25 protein-coding genes are annotated in these 20400 nt (G+C 68.9%); 22 read left to right on the top strand and 3 right to left on the bottom strand.

The features are described 5' to 3' along the window. Positions 1-18: 18 nt before the first annotated feature. From SOM10_RS03675 to SOM10_RS03665, 3 genes are all read right to left on the bottom strand, one after another. Complete coding sequence (locus SOM10_RS03675) at positions 19-585, bottom strand: hypothetical protein (protein WP_320488442.1); 567 nt, start codon at positions 583-585, stop codon at positions 19-21. Positions 586-587: 2 nt separating this feature from the next. Beyond that, positions 588-1736, bottom strand: coding sequence for a zinc-dependent alcohol dehydrogenase (locus tag SOM10_RS03670; RefSeq protein WP_320488441.1), 1149 nt, complete (start codon positions 1734-1736; stop codon positions 588-590). A gap of 131 nt (positions 1737-1867) precedes the next feature. Further along, a complete protein-coding gene (locus tag SOM10_RS03665; RefSeq protein WP_320488440.1) occupies positions 1868-2749 on the bottom strand; it encodes a manganese catalase family protein in 882 nt (293 codons plus the stop codon). Between the two features lie 217 nt (positions 2750-2966). Between SOM10_RS03665 and SOM10_RS03660 the strand changes: the two genes are divergently transcribed. The 22 genes from SOM10_RS03660 (at position 2967) to SOM10_RS03555 (ending at position 20399) form a co-directional block, all read left to right on the top strand. Next, the gene (locus SOM10_RS03660) at positions 2967-3824 is read left to right on the top strand and encodes a sigma-70 family RNA polymerase sigma factor (RefSeq protein ID WP_320488439.1); all 858 of its coding nucleotides are present in this window, start codon (positions 2967-2969) and stop codon (positions 3822-3824) included. 117 nt (positions 3825-3941) lie between these two features. Continuing rightward, a complete protein-coding gene (locus SOM10_RS03655; RefSeq protein ID WP_053096345.1) occupies positions 3942-4766 on the top strand; it encodes a flagellin in 825 nt (274 codons plus the stop codon). Positions 4767-4867: 101 nt separating this feature from the next. Further along, positions 4868-6229 (top strand): flagellar filament capping protein FliD, encoded by a 1362-nt coding sequence (fliD, locus tag SOM10_RS03650; protein WP_053096344.1) that lies wholly within the window; start codon positions 4868-4870, stop codon positions 6227-6229. Between the two features lie 41 nt (positions 6230-6270). Next, positions 6271-6684 (top strand): flagellar export chaperone FliS, encoded by a 414-nt coding sequence (gene fliS / locus SOM10_RS03645; protein WP_053096343.1) that lies wholly within the window; start codon positions 6271-6273, stop codon positions 6682-6684. Between the two features lie 6 nt (positions 6685-6690). Beyond that, positions 6691-6969: a hypothetical protein gene (locus tag SOM10_RS03640; RefSeq protein WP_056278839.1), complete on the top strand. Its 279-nt coding sequence runs from the start codon at positions 6691-6693 to the stop codon at positions 6967-6969. A 109-nt stretch (positions 6970-7078) separates the two neighbouring features. After that, on the top strand, positions 7079-7426 hold the full coding sequence (flgB, locus tag SOM10_RS03635; protein ID WP_053096341.1) for a flagellar basal body rod protein FlgB: 348 nt from the start codon (positions 7079-7081) through the stop codon (positions 7424-7426). Next, complete coding sequence (flgC, locus tag SOM10_RS03630; RefSeq protein ID WP_053096340.1) at positions 7423-7815, top strand: flagellar basal body rod protein FlgC; 393 nt, start codon at positions 7423-7425, stop codon at positions 7813-7815. The genes flgB and flgC overlap by 4 nt, the downstream gene beginning before the upstream one ends. Then, positions 7815-8132: a flagellar hook-basal body complex protein FliE gene (gene fliE, locus SOM10_RS03625; protein WP_056278838.1), complete on the top strand. Its 318-nt coding sequence runs from the start codon at positions 7815-7817 to the stop codon at positions 8130-8132. Before flgC ends, fliE begins: the two co-directional genes overlap by 1 nt. A gap of 2 nt (positions 8133-8134) precedes the next feature. Next, positions 8135-9775, top strand: coding sequence for a flagellar basal-body MS-ring/collar protein FliF (gene fliF, locus SOM10_RS03620; protein ID WP_320488438.1), 1641 nt, complete (start codon positions 8135-8137; stop codon positions 9773-9775). Then, positions 9772-10854 carry a flagellar motor switch protein FliG gene (gene fliG / locus SOM10_RS03615; protein WP_230100771.1) on the top strand — a complete coding sequence of 361 codons (1083 nt, stop codon included), beginning with the start codon at positions 9772-9774 and terminating at the stop codon, positions 10852-10854. Before fliF ends, fliG begins: the two co-directional genes overlap by 4 nt. Positions 10855-10988: 134 nt before the next feature. Then, positions 10989-11627 carry a FliH/SctL family protein gene (locus tag SOM10_RS03610; protein ID WP_320488437.1) on the top strand — a complete coding sequence of 213 codons (639 nt, stop codon included), beginning with the start codon at positions 10989-10991 and terminating at the stop codon, positions 11625-11627. Next, entirely contained in the window at positions 11627-12952 is a 1326-nt protein-coding gene (locus tag SOM10_RS03605; protein WP_056279097.1) for a FliI/YscN family ATPase, read from the top strand. The genes SOM10_RS03610 and SOM10_RS03605 overlap by 1 nt, the downstream gene beginning before the upstream one ends. Continuing rightward, on the top strand, positions 12949-13374 hold the full coding sequence (locus tag SOM10_RS03600) for a hypothetical protein (protein ID WP_320488436.1): 426 nt from the start codon (positions 12949-12951) through the stop codon (positions 13372-13374). The genes SOM10_RS03605 and SOM10_RS03600 overlap by 4 nt, the downstream gene beginning before the upstream one ends. Then, on the top strand, positions 13371-13739 hold the full coding sequence (locus SOM10_RS03595) for a hypothetical protein (RefSeq protein ID WP_320488435.1): 369 nt from the start codon (positions 13371-13373) through the stop codon (positions 13737-13739). Before SOM10_RS03600 ends, SOM10_RS03595 begins: the two co-directional genes overlap by 4 nt. Beyond that, positions 13736-15181: a hypothetical protein gene (locus tag SOM10_RS03590; protein WP_320488433.1), complete on the top strand. Its 1446-nt coding sequence runs from the start codon at positions 13736-13738 to the stop codon at positions 15179-15181. The genes SOM10_RS03595 and SOM10_RS03590 overlap by 4 nt, the downstream gene beginning before the upstream one ends. A gap of 12 nt (positions 15182-15193) precedes the next feature. Beyond that, complete coding sequence (locus SOM10_RS03585) at positions 15194-15676, top strand: flagellar hook capping FlgD N-terminal domain-containing protein (protein ID WP_320488432.1); 483 nt, start codon at positions 15194-15196, stop codon at positions 15674-15676. A 30-nt stretch (positions 15677-15706) separates the two neighbouring features. Then, positions 15707-16873: a flagellar hook protein FlgE gene (locus tag SOM10_RS03580; protein ID WP_053096332.1), complete on the top strand. Its 1167-nt coding sequence runs from the start codon at positions 15707-15709 to the stop codon at positions 16871-16873. 121 nt (positions 16874-16994) lie between these two features. Continuing rightward, complete coding sequence (locus tag SOM10_RS03575) at positions 16995-17210, top strand: flagellar FlbD family protein (protein WP_320488430.1); 216 nt, start codon at positions 16995-16997, stop codon at positions 17208-17210. Further along, positions 17207-18010, top strand: a complete 804-nt coding sequence (locus SOM10_RS03570; protein WP_414683562.1) for a motility protein A — start codon at positions 17207-17209, stop codon at positions 18008-18010. The genes SOM10_RS03575 and SOM10_RS03570 overlap by 4 nt, the downstream gene beginning before the upstream one ends. Continuing rightward, entirely contained in the window at positions 18007-18816 is an 810-nt protein-coding gene (locus tag SOM10_RS03565; protein ID WP_320488428.1) for a flagellar motor protein MotB, read from the top strand. Before SOM10_RS03570 ends, SOM10_RS03565 begins: the two co-directional genes overlap by 4 nt. Before the next feature lie 33 nt (positions 18817-18849). After that, positions 18850-19743 carry a flagellar motor switch protein FliM gene (locus SOM10_RS03560; RefSeq protein ID WP_285365411.1) on the top strand — a complete coding sequence of 298 codons (894 nt, stop codon included), beginning with the start codon at positions 18850-18852 and terminating at the stop codon, positions 19741-19743. Beyond that, positions 19743-20399 carry a FliM/FliN family flagellar motor switch protein gene (locus SOM10_RS03555; protein WP_320488426.1) on the top strand — a complete coding sequence of 219 codons (657 nt, stop codon included), beginning with the start codon at positions 19743-19745 and terminating at the stop codon, positions 20397-20399. The genes SOM10_RS03560 and SOM10_RS03555 overlap by 1 nt, the downstream gene beginning before the upstream one ends. The last annotated feature ends 1 nt before the right edge of the window (position 20400 follow it).

Here is a 20400-nt window from a genome sequence, read left to right as displayed (position 1 = left end):
GCACCGCGCCATCAGCGCTCAGCGCGATCGACGGGCGCGCTGCACCGCTGCCGCCGCCGCCGCGACGGTGAGGATCCACGGCCCCGCGACGATGATGGGGTCGAGCCAGGCGTGCCGCAGATCGCGGCGTCCGCGTCCGAATCGAGATGCGATCGGGCGGTGGCGCGGTTCGGAGGTCACACCGGTCAGGGTCACGGGATCGTCCGGCCGGGTCGTGAGGAAGGACCTGGCGTGAGCGGTGACGGCATCGATCCGGTCGCCGAGCACGAGCAGCAGCCACCGGGTGTTCTTCGTCTCACTGAACCGGTCGTACGCGAATCGACGGACCACGCCGGAGACCCCGTGCAGCGGCTGGGCGGTGCCGAACACGGGAGGGAGCATCGAATGCTCGATCGACTTCTCGCGCCGGGGGTCTTCGTCCTGACGCTCGGGGAACGTCCACCGAGCCCCCGTGTCCGGAAGGTCATCCCGCTGGTCCCAGGTTCTGCGGTGCTCAGGGTCGAGATCGGCGCCCCACCCGGGGATCCGCTCGCGCAGCTCGTCCGCGGAGGGCGCGAGGCCCGGACGATCGGCCGTGTAAGGCATGATCACTCCTCTCCGACGACCACGAGCGGTTTGACGCAGTCGTCCAGCTTGGCGGAGAACACGTGATAGGCCTCCGCGATGTGCTCTAACGGGAACCGATGGGTGAGAAGCTCCGACGGGCGCACATGGCCGTCCCGGATGTGTTCGAGCAGCCGTGGCCACTGGCGCTTGACCGGAGCCTGATTCGCGCGGAGGGTGAGCCCCTTGTTCACGACATCGCCCATGCGTACAGCCGAGGTGAGCGGGCCGTAGGCACCGATGACCGAGACGGTGCCGCCCTTGCGCACGGAGTCGATGGCCCAGTTGAGTGCGACGGGTGACCCGCCTTGGAGCTTCAGCTTCGCGCCGGTGACGTGCTGGACGACGCTGCCGTCCGCTTCTGCGCCCACGGCGTCGATCACGACGTCGGCCCCCAGATAGCCCGTCGCCTTCTTCAGCGCGAGCACGATATCTCGCGCCTCGGCGAGATGGATGGTCTCGGCGTGGGCGAACGTGCGCGCTTTCTCGAGTCGGTAATCGATGTGGTCGACGACGATCACGCGTCCCGCGCCGAGGAACCACGCCGAACGCGCGGCCGCCAGGCCGACTGGACCCGCGCCGAAGACGACGACCGTGTCGAGCGGAGCGATCTCGCCGAGCTGGGCACCGAAGTACCCGGTCGAGAACGCGTCGGTCAGCAGGAGGGCGTCCTCCGAACTCAGCCATTCGGGGATGACGGACGGGCCCACGTCGGCGAACGGGACGCGCACGAACTCCGCCTGACCGCCGTCGTATCCGCCCGTGCTGTGCGAGTAGCCGTAGATCCCGCCGACCGCGGTCGCGTTCGGATTCACGTTGTGGCAGTTCGAGAAGAGCCCGCGACTGCAGAAGAAGCACGAGCCGCAGTAGATGTTGAAGGGAACCATGACCCGATCGCCGCGCTGCAGCGTCTGGACCGAGGAGCCCACCTCTTCGACGACGCCGACGATCTCATGCCCGAAGGTGTGACCGATGCGCGTGTCCGGCATCATGCCGTGGAACAGGTGCAGGTCGGAACCGCAGATGGCCGCCCTCGTCACCCGGACGATCGCGTCGTTCGGGTGCTGGATGCGTGGCTCCGGTTTCTCTTCGACCCGCACCTTGTACGGGCCGCGGTAGGCCATCGCCTTCATCTCGGTGCCTCCGTCTGTCGGTGCAGTGTGGTCATGGTCGTGCGCTCCTTCGACTCGCTTATCGGGTTATCCGTCGGCTCCCCGCCGGTCGGGTCGGCCCCCAGCGCCGACCCCGACCGGACGTCGTGGCCTCACTCCTTGTTCGTCATGTCCTGAACCGCTCCCGCCACCTTCTCGACGACGTTGGGCAGCTCCGTCGTGCCGTAGAAGCGCGAGTCGGGGTGCGTGGGCGGAGGCATCGGCGCGGTGGTCGTCGGACCCTCGTGATAGCTGAACTCGCCGTGGCCGTCAGGAGTGGGTCCGCTCGCCCAGCTGCCCTCTGCGGCGGCGGGGCCGTCGCTGAAGTTCAAGTACTGGTACGAGACGTCGCGGTGCTCCTTCGACAGCGGGAAGTTGCTCGGGACGGGAAGGGTCTCGGCGCCTTCGGCCTTGAGCTCCTCGACGGCGGCGAGCCACTGGTTCTGGTGCATGGTGTCCCTCGCGAGCAGGAAGCTCAGAAGATCGCGCACTCCGTGATCGTCGGTCATGTGGTACAGCCGGGCGACCTGCACGCGGCCCTGCATCTCGGCGTTCGCGTTGGCGGTGAAGTCGGCGAGCAGATTCCCGCTCGATGTGATGTACGAGCCCTGCCACGGGTTGCCGTTGCTGTCGACGGGTCGCGCTCCGGCGCCCGCGACGATGCCCTGCTGGACGTCGGTGCCTCCGATGATCGCGGCGACCGTCGGGTCGTCCTGGACGGCATCCTCGGCGATTCCGAGCGGCGACTTCTCGAGCAGCTGCGCGATCATGATCGCGAGCATCTCGACGTGACCCATCTCTTCGGCACCGATGCCGAAGACCAGGTCGCGGTACTTGCCGGGGATGTGCATGTTCCACGCCTGGAACTGGTACTGCATGGCGACCGTGATCTCGCCGTACTGGCCGCCCAGGACCTCCTGGAGCTTTCGGGCGTAGACGGCATCCGGGGCTTCGGGGGTGGCGGTGAACTGAAGTTCCTGACGATGGAAGAACATGGCTGCCTTTCTGGTCGGATCGTGATGGGTGCCCATGAGACCGGTTCTCGCTGCGACGGGATAAGGGCTTCACAGACCGCCGGGCGACGAGGATAATCCGCGAACCGGATCCGGAGAACCGAGCGACTCGAGGATTGAGTTCCGCGTTTTCTGCTCATAAACGTGTTGTTCGTGCTAGCTTCACTCGTAAAACAGTTGTTCTAGCCACGGAGTCACATTGCTGAGTAGTTCTGCTGTTTCCGCTGATTCCACTCAGCCCCCGGAAGCCCCCGCTTCGCCCGAGAAACTCGCACGCGACAACATGCCGCTCGCCACCTTCCTGGCTGTGGAGAAGGCGCGGTCGGCGACGCACGTCGATCTTGACGACCTTCTCTCCGCCGCCCGCCTGGGCCTCGCCCGCGCGGCCATGTCGTATGACGCCGCGCGGGGCATTCCTTTCGGTGCGTTCGCGAGCAGCCAGATCAACTGGGCGATGCTGTCCGAGATGCGTCGCGCCGACCCCGCCGGCGAGCGAGGACGCGACAAGATCGAGCGCGTGAGAGTCGCCGCCGAGACGGTGCTCGCCCGCACCGGCCGAGCCGCGAGCACGGCGGAGCTCGTGCGGGAGTCGGGGCTCACCGCCGAGGTCGTCTCGGAGATGATGAAGCTCGACGAGATGGTGCGCACCGCGATCAGCTTCGAGGAGCACTTCGACGCCGAGACCGGCCGACAGGCGGTCGACCTCACCGACAGCGTCATCCTCCCCGAGCACGCCGTCGAGCAGTCCGAGACGCGAGCGATGATGAACCGAGTGGTCGACGCTCTGCCCACGGCGATGCAGCAGGTCGTGCGCGGCATCTATCTCGAAGACCGCATGGTGAAGGACATCGCCGAAGAGCTCGCCGTCAGTCATGCCTATGTGTCGAAGCTGCGCTCGCGTGGTCTCGAACTGATGCGCGAGGCCATGGAGGCCTGGGAGAACGGCACGACGGGTGACCGATCGACCAAGGCCAGGGCCGAGTTCTTCGAGGCGCTCTTCGGGCCCGTCCGCGCCGAGTTCCGCGACCGGTCGAGCGAGCTCCTCGCCGCCGTGTGACGCGACCCGTGGAATCTTCCGGATCCGTGGTTACGCCGGCGGTCGATGTCGCGAATATCGGTTGTGCAGGCCCACGGATGGGCCCGCGTCCAGCCCCATAACCACGGAGGAATTCTCATGGGTCTTCAGATCGCAACCAACGTCGGTGCACTCAACGCGTACCGCAACCTCTCTGTCAACCAGAACGACGTCTCGAAGTCGCTCGAGAAGCTCTCGAGCGGTCTGCGCATCAACCGTGCAGCCGATGACGCCGCCGGCCTCGCCATCTCCGAGGGCCTGCGTTCGCAGGTCAACGGTCTGAACGTCGCAGCCCGCAACGCTCAGGACGGCATCTCGGTCATCCAGACCGCAGAAGGCGCGCTCACCGAGGTCCACTCGATCCTGCAGCGTGTCCGCGACCTCGCGGTCCAGGCCGGCAACGACTCGAACAACACCGAGTCGCGCGACGCCATCAAGACCGAGATCGACTCGCTGGGCGAGGAGCTCACCCGCGTCGCCGCCAGCACGAACTTCAACGGGATCAAGCTGCTCGACAGCGCGAACACCCTGACGTTCCAGGTCGGCGCAGGCTCCGAGGCCGCCGAGGACCAGATCGGCGTCACGCTGACCGACTTCTCGGGCCTGGGCGCCACGATCGGCGCTCTGACGGTCGACACCGCGGCCAACGCACTCACCTCGATCGGCGCGATCGATGACGAGATCACGGCCGTCTCGACCGCTCGTGCGGGTCTCGGTGCGGTGCAGAACCGCTTCGAGTCGACGATCAACTCGCTGCAGGTCTCGGCCGAGAACCTCGCCGCAGCGAAGAGCCGCATCGCGGACACCGACATGGCCGCCGAGATGGTCAAGTACACCGCCTCGAACATCCTGCAGCAGGCCGGCACCGCCATGCTCGCTCAGGCGAACCAGTCGGGCCAGGGCGTCCTGCAGCTTCTCCGTTGAGTCGCTGCGCCTGAGGCGCACAGGGCGCCCGGGCGGAGTCACCTCCGCCCGGGCGCCTTCCTGTAGGACACCTTGACCGCAACGCACGGAAGACGACCGGGATGAAACTCGACGGACTGGTATCAGGGCTCAAGACCGAAGAGCTCATCAAGGCGCTCATGGACGTCTCGGCGATCCCGAAGACGCTCATCACGAACAAGATCACCGACCGCAACTCGGTCATCACCAACCTGCAGTCGCTGAACAAGACGCTGCAGGAGCTCGTCGACAAGGCCAAGACCGCCGCGGGACCCAGCTCTCTGGCATCCTTCACCGCGTCCTCGTCGTCCGAGACGGTCACGATCACCGCCGGCAGCAAGGCGACCGCATTCTCGACCGCCATCGTGGTGGATGCCGTCGCCACAGCGCACTCCGTCGTCACCGCTGCCGCAGGAGGAACAGCGTGGGGCGGCACCTTCACCCTCGTGGGATCCGACGGCGAAGCCGTCGAGGTCACTCCGCTGGGCACCGGTCCGCAGGACCTCGCGAAGGCGATCAACGCGTCGAAGGCCGGCGTGAGCGCGACCGTCGTGCCCGCGGGAACGGATGCCGACGGCAAGCCGCTCTCGCGCATCCAGCTCACCTCCGCCGAGACGGGCGCGGCTGGTGCCTTCACCCTGCACCGCGGAACCGCGGCGGAGGTCACCGCCGGAACCGCGGTCGATCTCGGTGCCGCCCCCGGCGCCGCACTGCTCACCCAGGGCGCGGATGCCCGCATCCGCCTCTTCGCCGGCACCGACGCCGAGCAGACCCTGAACAGCGCGAGCAACACCATCACCGTCGGAGAGGGCATCGAGGTCACCGTCACGAAGGCCAGTGCCGACCCCGTCACCGTGACCGTCGCACGCGATGCGAAGAAGCAGAGCTCGACGGCGGAGGCGTTCGTCAAGGAGATCGCCGCGCTGCTGGTGCGCATCGACAACGGCTCGAAGGCGACCATCGGCGAGGTCGGCGAGACCACGACCCTCGGCGTCTTCACCGGCGACAGCACGGTGCGAAACCTCCGCGGCGCGCTGGCGACCGCCGTGCAGCATCCGATCGACGGCATCTCGCCCTCGACGATCGGCATCACCGTCAGCGACAAGGGCGTGCTCTCGTTCGACGCCGAGAAGTTCGCCGCAGCTCTCGCAGAAGACCCGGAGGGCACGCAGGAGCTGTTCTCGGCGGTCTCGGCGCGGGTGCAGGACGTGACGACCCAGTACTCCGACAAGTACGACGGCCTCCTGACCAAGCGCATCACCGGCCAGGAGGACGAGGTCAAGACGCTCAAGACCCAGGTCGAGCGCTGGGACATCCGGCTCGAACAGCGCCGCGCCACCCTCGAACGCACGTACGCGCAGCTCGAGGTGCAGCTCTCGAAGCTGCAGTCGCAATCGTCGTGGCTGACCAGCCAGCTCGCCGGACTCACCCCGTCGGATTCCTGACCTCGTCCTCGTGACATCGCATCGCATCGGAGCACGTACTCATGGCACTCACCTCACTCGACCGGGCCAAGCAGCAGTATCTGGAGCAGCAGGTGGCCTCCGCCACGCCTGAGCGCCTTCTCGTGTTGCTCTACGACCGCCTCCTGGTCGACATCGAGCGCGCGGACGCCTGCCAGGAAGCGGGGGATTGGGCGGCTGCGGGGAACCACCTCGTGCACGCGCAGCAGATCGTCGCCGAGCTCAACGGCTCGCTCACCGATGAGTGGGACGGCTCCGCAGAGCTGCACGGCGTGTACACCTACCTCACGGGGCGCCTGATCACCGCCAACATCGCTCGAGACCGCGCGGCCACCGCAGAATGCCGAGCTCTCGTCGTGCCGCTCCGCGAAGCGTGGCATGCGGCGGCTGCCGCGGTCTCGTCGACCGCGCAGACCCCCATCACGGCCCTGGCCTGAGCGACCGTGCCCGATACTCTCTCGGCCTGGCTGACGGTGCTCGACCAGTTCGAGCGCGCCCTCGACGCCGCCGACGAGCACCTCGACGAGCAGTCCTTCGAGGCGCCGGACGGCCCGGTCCCCGAGGAGCTGCGCGAGCGTGCCGAAGCCGTGCTCGCGCGGCAGCAGCTCATGATCGGCGGACTCGTCACATCGCGCGCCAATGTGGCTCGCGAGATCGCCGCACTGCGGCGCGTGCCGACCTCCACCCAGAATGTGCCGGCATATCTCGACGTCGAGGGTTGAGCACAGCGGTTACATGGATGCCCGGGTGTCGCGATAGTCGGCACAGAGCACGGATCGCTCGACGATTGGCCAGGGATCGGCCTCTCCACCAACATCCCGGAGTGCCCCCGTGCTCGAATCCGTCACGTCCTCTGCGCTCATCAGCGCGCTCGACGGGCTGGCCCTGCGCCAACGCTCGATCGCCGAGAACATCGCCAACGTTAACACGCCGGGCTACCAGGCCCAGCGCGTGCGGTTCGAGGATGAACTCCGTTCTGCCGTCCAGGGCGGCTCCGGAAGCGTCGCCGCGACGGTCGAGCGGTCGCTCGAGCCGACCAGGCTGAACGGCAACAACGTCAACCTCGACACCGAGACGCTCTCGAACATCGACACCGTGCTGCGTTTCCAGTTCGCGAGTCAGGCGATCGGCGGTCAGGCGGCCTCGATCACCAAGGCGATCGGGCAGGCCTCCGCATGACCTTCGACGCGATCGGCATCGCCGGCACCGGCCTGACCGCGCACCGCAAGTGGCTCGACGCGCTCAGCGACAACATCGCCAACGTGAACACCGCGACACCCGCAGGCCAGGAGGCGTTCCGGGAGAAGTTCGTGACCGTGCAGGCCGGCACCGACAGCCCCGGCGTGTACGTCGCCGGCGTGGTCGAATCCGAGGCCGACGCGAAGCTCGTGTACGACCCCGAGCACCCCTACGCGAACGAGGACGGCTACGTGCAGTACCCGAACGTCGAGCTCGGCGACCAGATGAGCATGCTGATCCTCGCCCAGCGCGGATACGAGGCGAACGCCGCTGTCGTCGACCGGGCGAAGACGACCTACGAGGCAGCGCTGCAGATCGGCCGCAACTGATGTCGGGCATCGAGGCCATCGGCGCCTCCGGTGTCGCGCCGCTCTCGGCGCTCAGCTTCGAGACGGGCCCGGACGCGACCAGCGCTCCTGCCTCCGGAAACGCCTTCGCCACGACGCTCTCGGGGGCGATGGAGAACCTGCAGCAGCTGCAGTCGACGTCGAACGAGCTCGCCGTGCAGGCGGTCACGGGAGACCTGCAGGACATCCATCAGGCGATGATCGCGTCGACGCGCGCCTCGGTGACGCTCGACCTGGTGGTGGCCGTGCGTGACCGCAGCGTCTCGGCGTTCAACGAGATCATGAGGATGCAGGCCTGACGATGCCCAAGATGCTCACGACCTACTACGACCGCGCCAAGCAGGTCGTCTCAGGATTCTCCCTCGCACAGCGCACGATCGCCATCATCGGTGTCGCGCTGCTCGTGATGGGCGCCATCGCCCTCGGCGCGTGGCTCACCAAGCCGCAGATGAGCCCGCTCTTCACCGGCCTGAGCGCCGGCGACGCGTCGGCCGTCGTCGAGCAGCTGAAGTCGGCAGGCGTGAGCTACGAGCTCGCCGAGGGAGGCGCGACGATCCTCGTGCCCGACGACCAGGTCTATCCGCAGCGTCTCGCGGCGGCATCCGCCGGGCTGCCCGGCGACACCAGCGAGGGCTACACCCTGCTCGACGAGATGGGTGTGACGGCGAGTGAATTCCAGCAGTCGGTGACCTACAAGCGTGCCATCGAGGGCGAGCTGGCCAGCACGATCGGCGCGATGGAGGGCATCTCGACGGCGTCGGTGCAGCTGGCGATCCCGGAGGAGAGCGTCTTCGTCTCGGAGCAGCAGAGCCCGACCGCATCCGTGTTCGTGAAGACCCGCAACGGCTCAGGGCTCAGCGACGAGAAGATCGAGGCGATCGTGCACCTCACGAGCGCCGCCGTGCCGGGGATGACGCCGGAGGACGTCGCGGTGACCGATCAGGACGGCCGCGTGCTCTCGGCGGTCGGCACCGGGCTCACCGGGAACTCCTCGAAGCAGGCGACGGAGCATGAGGCCAAGGTCGCGGCATCCGTCAGCAAGATGCTCGAGACGATCGTCGGGCCCGGCAACGCGACGGTGACGGTATCGGCCGATGTCGCGAACTCCACATCCGAGCGCATGGACGAGACGTACTCGGCCCCCGAGGGCGAGCTGAGCGCATCGGAGCAGACCAAGACCGAGACGTACAACGGCGGCGAGGGTGGAGGTGCCGGCGTGCTCGGCCCCGACAACATCGCGGTTCCCAACGGCGCCGAGGGGACCGGCGCCTATGAGTTCGAGGAGACCTCTCGCAACAACGCCGTCAACAAGTCGACGGAGAAGACCATCACCCCCGCCGGAGAGGTGACGCGGCAGACCGTCAGCATCGCGCTCAACCGAGGGACGGTCACCGGAGTGACGGCGAACCAGATCGAATCGCTCGTGGCATCTGCGGCCGGGATCGATGTCGAGCGCGGTGACGAGATCGCCGTCGAGTTCGTCGAGTTCAACCAGGCGGGTGCGACGGCGGCGCAGACAGCGCTGCAGGCGGCGGAGGCCGAGCGCGACGCGCAGTTCCAGCAGGAGCTGCTGCGCTCTGCGATCATCGGCGGCGCGATCCTGCTCGCGGCGATCATCCTGATCGTCTTCCTCGTCGTGCGCCGCAAGATGAAGCGTCGGGTGATGTACACCGAAGACGGACCGATCGAGTACTTCGCGACGGTGACCGAGAGCGAGGAGCAGAAGCTCCGCTCGCTCAGAGGGCTGAAGGAGGCCGAGGCGATCATCGCCCCGGCGCCGACCAAGCTGCTGCCGTCCGCGTCGGCCGATCTCGACGACGAGCCCGAGCCCGACAAGGTGCTGGTCGAGCGCCGTCGCCAGGAGATCGACGACCTCGCCAAGCGCGAACCCGACACGATCGCCAGCGCACTGGCAGACCTGATGGATGAGGCGACCGTATGAGCGCGCTGACCGAGCTGCTGGACGCGCAGGCCGACACGGTCGAGGTGTCGGCCGTCGAGGCGCCGGCGCCCGTGGCTGCGCCGGAGATGAGCGGACTGCGCAAGGCCGCGATCGTGCTGATGAACATGGATCGCGCCGCCAGCGCCGAAGTGCTCCGCCACCTCGGCGAGGAGCGGTCCGAGATGCTCGCGGCCGAGCTGACACAGCTCGGGGGAGTGGACGTGGCCTCGACGGCCCGTGCTCTCGGCGAGTTCCGGCGCATCGCCACCGGCGGCTCGGTGCCGTCGCGCGGCGGACAGGAGCTCGCCACCGGACTGCTCGAGACGGCATTCGGCCGCGAGAAGGCGGTCGGGATGGTCGGTCGAGTCATGTCGCAGGGGTCGGTCTCGTTCGACTTCCTCAATGCGGCGGACCCGGCCCAGCTCGCCACGATCATCGAGGGTGAGCTTCCGACCACCGTCGCCGTCGTACTGGCCAACCTCAGAGCCGATCGTGCGGCGGCGGTTCTCGCAGCCCTGCAGGATCCCCTGCGCACGGACGTCGCTCAGGCGATCGCGACGATGGGCACCGCCACGCAGGAGGCGATCTCGATCGTGGCCGACTCGCTGCGCTCGCGCACCGGCGTCTTCGCGATGCGCGACAACCATGAGTCCATCGGAGGCGTGCAGCCTCTCGTCGAGATCATCAACCGCTCGGACACCGCGCTCGAGAAGTCGCTCCTCGCAAGCCTCGAAGGCCGTGATCTCGCCCTGGCCGAGGACATCCGCAGCCGCATGGTCACGTTCGCCGACATCGCGCGCCTCGAGGATCGCGACGTCCAGCGGGTGATGCGCGGTATCGACCTGCGCATGCTCGCCCTCGCGCTGAAGGGCGCGGACGACCAGATCACCGACAAGGTGAAGAGCAACATGACGGAGCGCAACCAGGAGAACCTCGCTGAGGAGACCCGAGTCCTCGGTCCCGTGCGCATGCGTCAGGTCGATGAGGCCAGAGCCGAGATCGTGCGCATCATCCGCGACCTGGAAGCCGCGGAGGAGATCACGATCTCGCGCGAAGACGAGGATGAGCTCATCGAGTGATCCCTCTGACGGCAGGTGAGTCGGCCGATCCGGTTACGGACGCAGCCGGGTGTCGCGATAGTGGGTCTGGAGCACGGATCGCTCGACCTACGGGCCACGGACAGGCCTCGCCCTTCGATTCCGAGGTGTCCGCCGTGCTCGATTCCGCCTTCACGCCACTGGTCGTGCCGCGCGTCGGCGAGACGCCCATGGACCTCCGCGGCGAGGCCGACAGGGCCCGCACCCGTGGCTATGCCGACGGCTTCGCCGAGGGCCGCAGGCTCGCCCTCGACGAGGGAGAGGTGCAGCACGCCGCGCAGCAGCAGCGGATGCACGAACTCCAGGAGCTGTACCTGCATGAGCGCGGCTCGGGTCTGCGCGCGTTGGAGAGCGCGCACGCGGCCCTCGACCGCCGCATCGACGAGCTGAGCATGCTCGCCGCCGATCGCATCGAAGAGCTCGCCGTCGCCCTCGCCACCACGATCCTCGGAGCAGAGCTGTCGGATCCGGCACGTTCGGCGGCGCATGCGCTGCGCCGGGCGCTCACGGAGATGCCGGCGGAGCGCTGGACAGGGGTCGCCTTCAGCGAGCAGGACGTCGCAGTCCTGCAGGACGAGATGTCATCGATCGACGCGTTGCGCGGCATCCGGATCTCCGCCTCTCCGGCCGTGGACAACGGCGGCGCCATCGTCGAGATCGAGAACGGGGCCGTCGACACGCGCATCACGTCGGCGCTCGCGCGCGCGGCCGCAGCACTCGACGGAGACGAAGAGGATGCCGAGGTGATCGTGTGATCACCGCGACGCGGTCGTGGAACCGTGCGCTCCTGGCAGCGCGCCCGGAGCGCTCAGGAACCGTGAAGGCCGTGCGAGGGCTCGGCGTCGAGGTGCTGGGCATCGACGGCGCGGTCGGCGACCGCATCCGCATCGACGCGACCGACGGCCGTGTGGTGGATGCCGAGATCGTCGCCGTCGACGGAGCCGCCGCCCGCTGCATGCCGCTGGGCAGGCTCGACGGGATCACCGCCCGTGCCCGCGTGCGGCACGGGGGAGCGCCGCTGCAGGTGCCGACCGGACGAGCGCTGCTCGGACGCGTGCTCGACGGACTCGGGCGGCCGATCGACGGCAAGGGGCCGCTCGACCGGGGTGTCGCTCCCGTCTCGCTCGACCACGATGCGCCGAGCGTCATGGATCGCCAGCGCATCGATCGTCAGCTCGGCCTCGGCGTCCGCGTGCTCGACACGATGACGCCGGTGGGCTCGGGGCAGCGTCTCGGGCTCTTCGCCGGCTCCGGCGTCGGCAAGTCGTCGCTGATGTCGATGATCGCCCGTGGCTCCACTGCCGATGTGAACGTCATCGCCCTCGTCGGGGAGCGCGGTCGTGAGGTGCGCGAGTTCCTCGAGGACGACCTGGGCCCCGAGGGTCTGGCACGGTCGGTCGTGGTCGTCGCGACCTCGGATCAGCCCGCGATGGCGCGCCTGCGCTCGGCATTCGTCGCGACCAGGATCGCCGAGGCGTTCCGCGACGACGGCCTCGACGTGGTGCTGATGATGGACTCCCTCACGCGCGTCGCCATGGCTCAGCGCGAGATCGGGCTCAGCGCCGGCGAACCGCCCGCCACCCGCGGGTATCCGCCGTCGACGTTCTCGGTGCTGGCCCGCCTGCTCGAGCGCGCAGGAACCGGACCCGTCGGATCGATCACCGGCCTGTACACGGTGCTCGTCGACGGCGACGACCACAACGAGCCGATCGCGGACGCCGCGAGAGGAATCCTCGACGGCCATGTGGTGCTCGACCGCGCGCTGGCGATCCGCGGACACTTCCCCGCGATCGACGTGCTCGGCTCGGTGTCTCGCGTCGTGTCGAAGATCACCACTCCTGAGCAGCGTCAGGACGCGGTGATGCTGCGCAGCGTCCTGGCGGCTCGTCGCAGCGCGAACGACCTCATCGAGATCGGCGCCTACCGCCAGGGAGCGAACCCGATGGTCGACGCCGCCCTCGCGCACGAAGGCGCGATCTCGCGCTTCCTCACCCAGCGGATGGACGATCTTGCGGCGTCCGACGACTCCTGGCAGCGGCTCGCCGCCCTCACCACCGACTTCGGAGGACTCACCCCATGACCTTCCCACTGGCTGGCCTGCTGCGCGTGCGCGGCGCCCAGGAGCGTGTCGCCGCCGAGCAGCTGTCGCGTGCGAGCGCGGAACGGGCGCAGGCCGAGCTCGACGAGCAGACCGCGATCTCGAGCCTCGCCGACATCAGCGCGCAGATCGACGATCCACGAACGCTGATGGCCATGGCCGCCGCTCGCGCAGCGGGACGCAGCACGCTCAGCGATCTGCAGGCGCTCGTCGAGATGAGGCGCGGCACGGAGTCGGAGGCGAAGTCGGCCCACGTCGAAGCGCGGCGCGACCTGAAGGGACTCGAGCGGCTCGAGAGCACTCACCGCGTGGAGGCGACCAAGGCCGAGCTCGCTGCGGAGCAGTCGGCGCTCGATGAGATCGCTGTGGTCCGCACCTCGCGACGTGAGGGGAGCGCCGCATGACCGGGCTCGCGGCGGTGATCGCCCGCGTCGACGCGATCGAGACGCAGATCGTGTCGCTGGATCCGGCAGGCCGCGCGGCGGCGGCGTCGGCTGCAGCGACCGCGACCGCGGCGACCGCCGAGACGTCGGCGGCGAGCGCGACGACGTTCGCTGGAGTCCTCGAAGCGGCGAAGGCGGCCTCGACCCCGGAAGCACCCGCTGCCGGCCAGACCCCGCAGACTGCGGCGGCGGCAGCCGGCACGGGAGCGGGCGGCGAAGCGAGCGCTGAGGTCATCTCGGCGCTGCAGACGCTGTTCTCGGCCAATGCCACCGGCGCAGACAGCTCGACGGCGTCGATGCAGAAGATCATCGAGATGCTCCGATGACCGCCGTGGGGCTGCTCGCGACGGTGGCGGGTTCAGGAACCGGCGAAACGGAGACAGGTGGACGATCTTCGGCCGTTTCGGGCTCTCTGTTCGGCGACGCGCTGATCGCCGCTGGACGGGTGCTCGACGGTGCGACGGATCAGGACGCAGCGACGCTCACGCCGGACGGACAGGACGCGCCGACTGCCGAGGAGACTGCGGCATCCGACGACGCGAGCGGGGCAGAGGCGCCGATCGCGACCGTGATGCACCTCACCGCGCAGTTCGCTCCGGCCGTGGCTGCGGCGGCCCCTGCACCCACGTCGGCGCCTGCGCAGAGGGCGCCGGACGCGACGACGCCGGATGCGACGACGCTCGTGCAGACGGCGCCGGAGGCAGCGGGGAGCGCCCGCAGCGCTCTCCCCGCTCCCGCCGCAGCGTCGGGCGAGGCGCGCCCTGCCGAGCTCCCCGCAGGCCAGGCCGCGGCAGCCGTCGAGACGGGCGCGACGGTGACCTCCCCGCCTGTCGCCGTGTCGGCGGCGGAACGGACTCCTGCGCCCGAGATTTCATCGGCGTCGGCATCGGCATCGGCATCGGCGTCGGCATCGGCGAGCGGCGCTGACGGGGCGCCTCCGGTGGCCGGCGCCCGAGTGCGCCCGGAGACCCTGTCGAGCGACGCTGCCCGTGACGCTCGGGTGACGGGTCAGCAGAACCCGGCGGAGGGCGTTGCCGACCCGGCGACATCCTCCGCTGCCGCTGCGGCTCCGCGGTCCGAGTCCCCGCGGAACGCGGCACCGTCGACTCCGATCCCGACCACCGTCGGCGTCTCCGCTGCGTCAATGATGGGCGGCCAGGCAGAGCCGCTGCCGGCGAGCGACTCCGTCGATCCGCTGCCGGGTCCGCAGCCCGGGTCGCCTTCTATGACTCTCGCTCCGGTCGCATCTCCGGCCGCGGCGACGGCCATGCCCGTGTCCTCGCCCGAAGCGGCCGCGTCGACCAACCGGGCCGTCGCCGCGCAGGTCGCACCCGTGGTGGTGAGCATCGCGCAGCGCCCGATGGGCACCCATCAGCTCACGATGACGGTGAACCCGGACAGCCTCGGCCCCGTCACCGTGCGCGCGCACATCAGCGCAGCGGGCGAGGTGCAGGTCGAGGTCAGCGGCGCCACCGATGCAGGGCGCGACGCGCTGCGGACCATGCTCGTCGACCTTCGCCGTGATCTCGCCGCGGTGATGCCGCACGCGACTCTCAACGTCTCCCACGGGGCATCGGCGGACACCGCCGGAGACCGCGGCCAGCAGGGAGCGGGCGATGCGTCACCGGAGCAGGGCTCCGGTGATCGCGACGCGCAGCGCGGACGCTCCGACCAGCGCCGCGGGGCCGAGCAGAGCCCCGATCTTTCCCGCATCATCCCGACGACGTCCTCTGCCGCATCCGGTGCAGGGCTCGACATCTTCGCCTGAGAGGACGACCGAATGACTGTCGACGCAGTGACCGCACCGAGCTCCATCCACACGGGAGGCACGACCGATCCCGCAGCCCGCAAGCAGGTGCTCGACGGCGAGGTGTTCCTCAAGCTGCTGGTGACGCAGCTGACCCATCAGGACCCCTCGAGCCCGATGGACACGAACGAGATGATCTCGCAGACGACCCAGCTCGCGATGATGGAGCAGCTCACCACGCTCGCCGACAACGGCGCCGAGGCCTTCGCCCTGAACATGCGTCAGGCGGCGAGCGCCCTGATCGGACAGGAGGCGAGCTACAAGGACGCCGACGGCAAGACCGTCTCGGGCATCGTGACCAAGGTCTCGTTCGACGGACCGATCCCGCAGGTGACCATCGGCGACAAGACGGTCGCGCTCGACGTCATCACCGGAGTCGCGACCGCACAGACCACCCCCGCACCGACCACCCCCGCACCGACCACCCCCGCTGCGCCCACCCCCGCCGCAGTCTGACCCCGTCTCACCCAGGAAGAGAGAAACCCCATGCTTCGCTCGCTCTACTCCGGAATCTCCGGTCTCCGCTCGCACCAGACCATGCTCGACGTCACGGGCAACAACATCGCCAACGTCAACACGGCAGGGTTCAAGGGCTCGTCCGTGCTGTTCCAGGACTCGCTGTCCCAGCTCATCGGCAACCCGGGCATCCCCGACGACGAGGTCGGCGGTCGCAACCCCGCCCAGGTCGGTCTGGGCGTGCAGGTCGCCGGCGTGCGCACCAACTTCGCTCAGGGTTCGGCCCAGGCGACAGGCCGCGGTGGCGACCTGATGATCTCGGGCGACGGCTTCTTCGCGGTCCGAGCCGGCGGAGAGACCCTCTACACGCGGGCGGGCGGCTTCTCGTTCGACCCCACCGGCAAGATGGTGACCGCCGACGGCTCGATCGTGCAGGGCTGGTCGGCGCAGGACGGCGTGGTGAACACGGGGCAGGCGACGGGCAACATCGTGCTGCCGCTCGAGGCGGTGTCACCTGCGAAGGCGACGACCTCGGCGACGGTGACCGGCAACCTGCCCTCGACCGCCGCGGTCGGTGACGAGCTGGTGCGCGACGTGACCGTCTACGACGCCCAGGGCACGCCGTCGACCCTCAGCCTGACCTTCACGAAGACGGCGGCCGGATGGGACGTGACCGAGCCGACCAGTGGCGCGACGGGGGCGCTGACCTTCACCGACGGCAAGCAGGCCGGCGCAGGCCTCACGCTCGCAGCCGGCGCCGTCAGCGTCGACCTGGGTGCGGTCACGGGCTACGCGAACATGTCGACGGTCGCCGTGACGGAGCAGGACGGATCGGCTGCCGGCACGTTGAAGTCCTACAGCATCACCGGCGACGGATCCATCGTCGGCACGTTCAGCAACGGCGCGACGCAGACGCTCGGCAAGATCGCCATGGCGACGTTCGCGAACCCCGAGGGGCTGGAGAAGGCGGGCGGCACGGCCTACCGCGCATCCGTGAACTCCGGAGCTGTGCGCATCGGGGAGCCGGGCCAGGCCGGTTTCGGAAACCTCGTCTCGGGTGCGCTGGAGATGAGCAACGTCGACCTCTCGCAGGAGTTCACCAACCTCATCGTCGCCCAGCGCGGGTTCCAGGCCAACGCGCGCATCATCACCACGAGCGACGAGGTCCTGCAGGAGCTCACGCAGCTCAAGCGCTGATCGCCTGCGCCGACTCGGTCGGACACGCGCGACGAGGCCCGCCCCTGGTTACCGGGGGCGGGCCTCGTCGCGATAGTCGGAGCAGACTTCCCCCTCTCATCCGAAGCCCGGAGAACCCCCGATGATCATCGTCACCCGCCTCGACCGCACCCGGTTCGCGGTGAACCCCGACCTGATCGAACGCATCCACGCCTCGCCGGACACCACTCTGCACATGGTCGACGGTCATGTGTACGTGGTCGAGGAGGAGCTCGACGCCCTGATCGATCTGATCGTCGCGTACCGGGCGCGCGTGCTCGGTGCAGCCCAGGCGCTGACCTCGCAGACGGGGGCATGACGGTGGATCCCGCATTCATCATCGGGGTGGTCCTGGCGTTCGGCGCGCTGGTGGCGATGATCACGATGGAGGGGGCGAGCTTCGAGGCTCTGCTCATTCCGGCGCCGATGATCCTCGTGCTCGGCTCGACGATCGGCGTCGGCATCGCCAGCCACACCCTCCGCGACACGATCCTCGCTGTGAAGAGCCTCGGGCGCATGGTCAGGGGCCCGAAGATGACGCCGGAGGCGGTCATCCCCTTCCTCGTGGGGTATGCCGAGAAGGCCAGGGGCGAAGGTCTGCTGGCACTGGAGCAGGAGCTCGACTCGGCACCCGATGCCTTCACCCGACAGGCGCTGCAGGCTCTCGCCGACGGAACGGATGCCGAGGATCTGCGCACGGTGATGGACGACGAGATCGCCGCGACGTCGTCGCGCAACCGCGTGGCGTCGAAGTTCTTCGGCTCGCTGGGCGGATATGCGCCCACGATCGGGATCGTCGGCACCGTCGTCTCGCTGACGCACGTGCTCGAGAAGCTCGACGAACCCGACCACCTCGGGCCGATGATCGCCGCGGCCTTCGTCGCCACGCTGTGGGGTCTGCTCTCGGCCAACTTCATCTGGAACCCGATCGCCGGTCGCCTCGGACGTATCGGAGCCGTCGAGCTCGAGCGGATGACCCTGGTCTCGGAGGGCATGCTCGCCATCCAGGCCGGAAGCGCACCGCACCTGCTCCAGGAGCGACTCGAGGCGCTGTCGACCGTGAAGCCCAAGGCCGCCAAGAAGAAGCGCGAGCCCGAACGGCCAGAGGGCGTGCAATGAGCGCAGCCCGTCGAGCTCGCGGTCGCGGGCATGAAGATGACTCGCACGATGAGCCGGACGAGCGTTGGGCCGTCTCGTACGCCGACATGGTCACGGTTCTGATGTGCCTGTTCATCGTGCTCTTCGCCGTGTCGAACGTCGACAAGACGAAGTTCGAACTGCTCGCGAACAGCCTCGCCACGGGCTTCGGGCAGGAGAGCACCGAGGGCGGTGCCGACACGGCCGAGGGCGTGATCGTGCCGCCTGAACTGCAGGACGATGACGGGGTGGTCGACCTCGCGGCGCGTGCCGAGATCGAGTTCGAGTCGCTCGAGGGACTGCGCGATCGCATGAGCACCTCGCTGGCGGCACAGGGCCTGCAGGACACGGTGCAGTTCGTCATCGACGACCGGGGGCTCCAGGTGGGGCTGGTCGGCGCAGAGACGTTCTTCGCCGACAACAGCACCGACCTCTCGGCGAAGGCGGACGCCGTGCTCGACACGATCGGAGACGTGCTCGTCACGGTCGACAACCAGGTGAGTGTCGAGGGGCACGCCGACCACCGCGTCTCCGCCGCACCCTTCGCCACCAACTGGGAGCTCTCCGGCGGGCGTGCGACCCAGGTGGCGCGGTTCCTCGTCGAGCACGAAGGCGTCGGAGGACCCCGTGTGAAGGCGACGGCGTTCTCGGACACCCGACCCATCGTGCCGGGCGACACCCCTCAGGCGCTGGCCAGCAACAGACGCGTCGACATCATCGTCGAATCGAACGAAGAAGAGCAGGTGAGAGCGCTGATACCCGCTCTCGCGGCTGCTGCGAACAACTGAGCTCACGTGAACACCACCGTCGAGGAGACCGTCATGACCGCATCCGCCGTGCTCGATGACCCCGCCCTGCGCCATCCGGCGTACGATTTCGGACGCCCCGCCCAGCTCGGACGCGAGAGCACCCGCCATCTCGAAGCGGCCTTCGAGTCGTTCGCCCGCCTGTGGTCGTCCCAGCTCACGGCGAAGATCCGCGTGCGCGCCCACCTCGCACTCGAGACCGTCGAGCTCGTGTCCTACGAGGAGTACGCCGACACCCTGCCCGGCACGACGGCCATGGTCGCCGGCTCGTTCGCCGACCGCGACGAGCCGTGCGTCGTGCAGTTCGGTCTCGACAGCGCCCTGCTGTGGGTGGTGCAGATGATGGGCGGCAGGAGCACGTCGCTTCCCGAAGCCCGCACATTCACGCCGATAGAGCTCGCCCTCGTCCGCAACCTGATGGAGGGCACCTTCGAGCACCTCCACGCCAGCCTCGGCGCCCTGCTCCCTGGTGCACCGCGCTTCACCGCGGTGCACTACAACCCCCAGTACATGCAGGTCATCTCCGCGACGGCGGCGGTGATCGTCGCCCGATACACCATGCGTCTCGGCGATTCCGAGTCGACCGCGACGGTGATGCTGCCGGCGACCGCGGTCGTCGACCGCCTCGCGGCCACGGGATCGGACGCGGCATCGGCGCATTCGACGGATCAGACCCTGGAGCAGGTGCGCAGCACGCCGTTGGAGCTGACGCTGCGCCTCGCGCCCATCACGATCGGCACCGGAGAGATCCTCGATCTCGCACCGGGCGACCTGCTGCGCCTGCCTCACCCCGAGACCCGGCCGTACGAGCTCATGGCCGGGCAGACCCGGATAGCTCTCGCGACACCGGGCAGCAGAGGCTCGCGCCTCACCTGCAAGATCACGACCACCCATGAGGAGACCCACTGATGAGCACCTTCCACGAGACCGCCATCGCCGCGGCGATCGCCGGCAAGCTGCCGTTCGGCTACCCCGTGATCCCCGCACCGTCCACCGACCCCGGCGCGTCGGGCGACGCGGTGGTCGTCACCTTCACGGGCAGCCCCGGGGCCCGCATCGCGATCCAGGTCGTCGACCCGTCGCAGCTCGAGGACGGCTCCAAGAACGCTCAGCTGCCCGATCGCCTGCACCCGATCTTCGAGGCGGCCGCCGCCGTGCTCGGCAGCGGCTCGCTCGGCGACGGAGCCGTGGTCGACGCCGCCGAGGTCTTCACCGACTCGGGGACCCAGGTGTTCGACATGGTCGACGCCGACGGCAGCGTCGTGGCGCGTGCATCCGTGCGCATCGACGGAGCCAGGGCGGCATCCGCGTCGGGTCCGCAGCGGCTCAACCGCATCGCGGGCGTCGAGATGGAGCTCGTCGTCGAGATCGGGCGCACGCGGATGCCGGTGCGCGACGTGCTCTCGCTCGAGCCGGGCCGTGTGGTCGAGCTCGACCGCGCCGCCGGGTCGCCCGCCGACATCAAGCTCAACGGCCGACTGATCGGGCACGGCACGGTCGTCGTCGCCGAGGGCGACTTCGCGATCCGCGTCGAGCGCATCCTCGACAGCGCCGAGACGGTCTGAG

The organism is Microbacterium sp. CFBP9023, from assembly GCF_034045055.1.
Lineage (GTDB): Bacteria > Actinomycetota > Actinomycetes > Actinomycetales > Microbacteriaceae > Microbacterium.
This window is presented reverse-complemented; position numbering and strand designations above follow the sequence as displayed.

Excerpts from the sequence above, each read along its gene's own strand:
- SOM10_RS03675 (WP_320488442.1), bottom strand. The coding sequence starts at position 585 with ATGCCTTACACGGCCGATCGTCCGGGCCTCGCGCCCTCCGCGGACGAG.
- SOM10_RS03670 (WP_320488441.1), bottom strand. The coding sequence starts at position 1,736 with ATGAAGGCGATGGCCTACCGCGGCCCGTACAAGGTGCGGGTCGAAGAG.
- SOM10_RS03665 (WP_320488440.1), bottom strand. The coding sequence starts at position 2,749 with ATGTTCTTCCATCGTCAGGAACTTCAGTTCACCGCCACCCCCGAAGCC.
- SOM10_RS03655 (WP_053096345.1), top strand. The coding sequence starts at position 3,942 with ATGGGTCTTCAGATCGCAACCAACGTCGGTGCACTCAACGCGTACCGC.
- fliD (WP_053096344.1), top strand. The coding sequence starts at position 4,868 with ATGAAACTCGACGGACTGGTATCAGGGCTCAAGACCGAAGAGCTCATC.
- fliS (WP_053096343.1), top strand. The coding sequence starts at position 6,271 with ATGGCACTCACCTCACTCGACCGGGCCAAGCAGCAGTATCTGGAGCAG.
- flgC (WP_053096340.1), top strand. The coding sequence starts at position 7,423 with ATGACCTTCGACGCGATCGGCATCGCCGGCACCGGCCTGACCGCGCAC.
- fliE (WP_056278838.1), top strand. The coding sequence starts at position 7,815 with ATGTCGGGCATCGAGGCCATCGGCGCCTCCGGTGTCGCGCCGCTCTCG.
- fliF (WP_320488438.1), top strand. The coding sequence starts at position 8,135 with ATGCCCAAGATGCTCACGACCTACTACGACCGCGCCAAGCAGGTCGTC.
- fliG (WP_230100771.1), top strand. The coding sequence starts at position 9,772 with ATGAGCGCGCTGACCGAGCTGCTGGACGCGCAGGCCGACACGGTCGAG.
- SOM10_RS03600 (WP_320488436.1), top strand. The coding sequence starts at position 12,949 with ATGACCTTCCCACTGGCTGGCCTGCTGCGCGTGCGCGGCGCCCAGGAG.
- SOM10_RS03595 (WP_320488435.1), top strand. The coding sequence starts at position 13,371 with ATGACCGGGCTCGCGGCGGTGATCGCCCGCGTCGACGCGATCGAGACG.
- SOM10_RS03590 (WP_320488433.1), top strand. The coding sequence starts at position 13,736 with ATGACCGCCGTGGGGCTGCTCGCGACGGTGGCGGGTTCAGGAACCGGC.
- SOM10_RS03585 (WP_320488432.1), top strand. The coding sequence starts at position 15,194 with ATGACTGTCGACGCAGTGACCGCACCGAGCTCCATCCACACGGGAGGC.
- SOM10_RS03580 (WP_053096332.1), top strand. The coding sequence starts at position 15,707 with ATGCTTCGCTCGCTCTACTCCGGAATCTCCGGTCTCCGCTCGCACCAG.
- SOM10_RS03575 (WP_320488430.1), top strand. The coding sequence starts at position 16,995 with ATGATCATCGTCACCCGCCTCGACCGCACCCGGTTCGCGGTGAACCCC.
- SOM10_RS03570 (WP_414683562.1), top strand. The coding sequence starts at position 17,207 with ATGACGGTGGATCCCGCATTCATCATCGGGGTGGTCCTGGCGTTCGGC.
- SOM10_RS03565 (WP_320488428.1), top strand. The coding sequence starts at position 18,007 with ATGAGCGCAGCCCGTCGAGCTCGCGGTCGCGGGCATGAAGATGACTCG.
- SOM10_RS03560 (WP_285365411.1), top strand. The coding sequence starts at position 18,850 with ATGACCGCATCCGCCGTGCTCGATGACCCCGCCCTGCGCCATCCGGCG.
- SOM10_RS03555 (WP_320488426.1), top strand. The coding sequence starts at position 19,743 with ATGAGCACCTTCCACGAGACCGCCATCGCCGCGGCGATCGCCGGCAAG.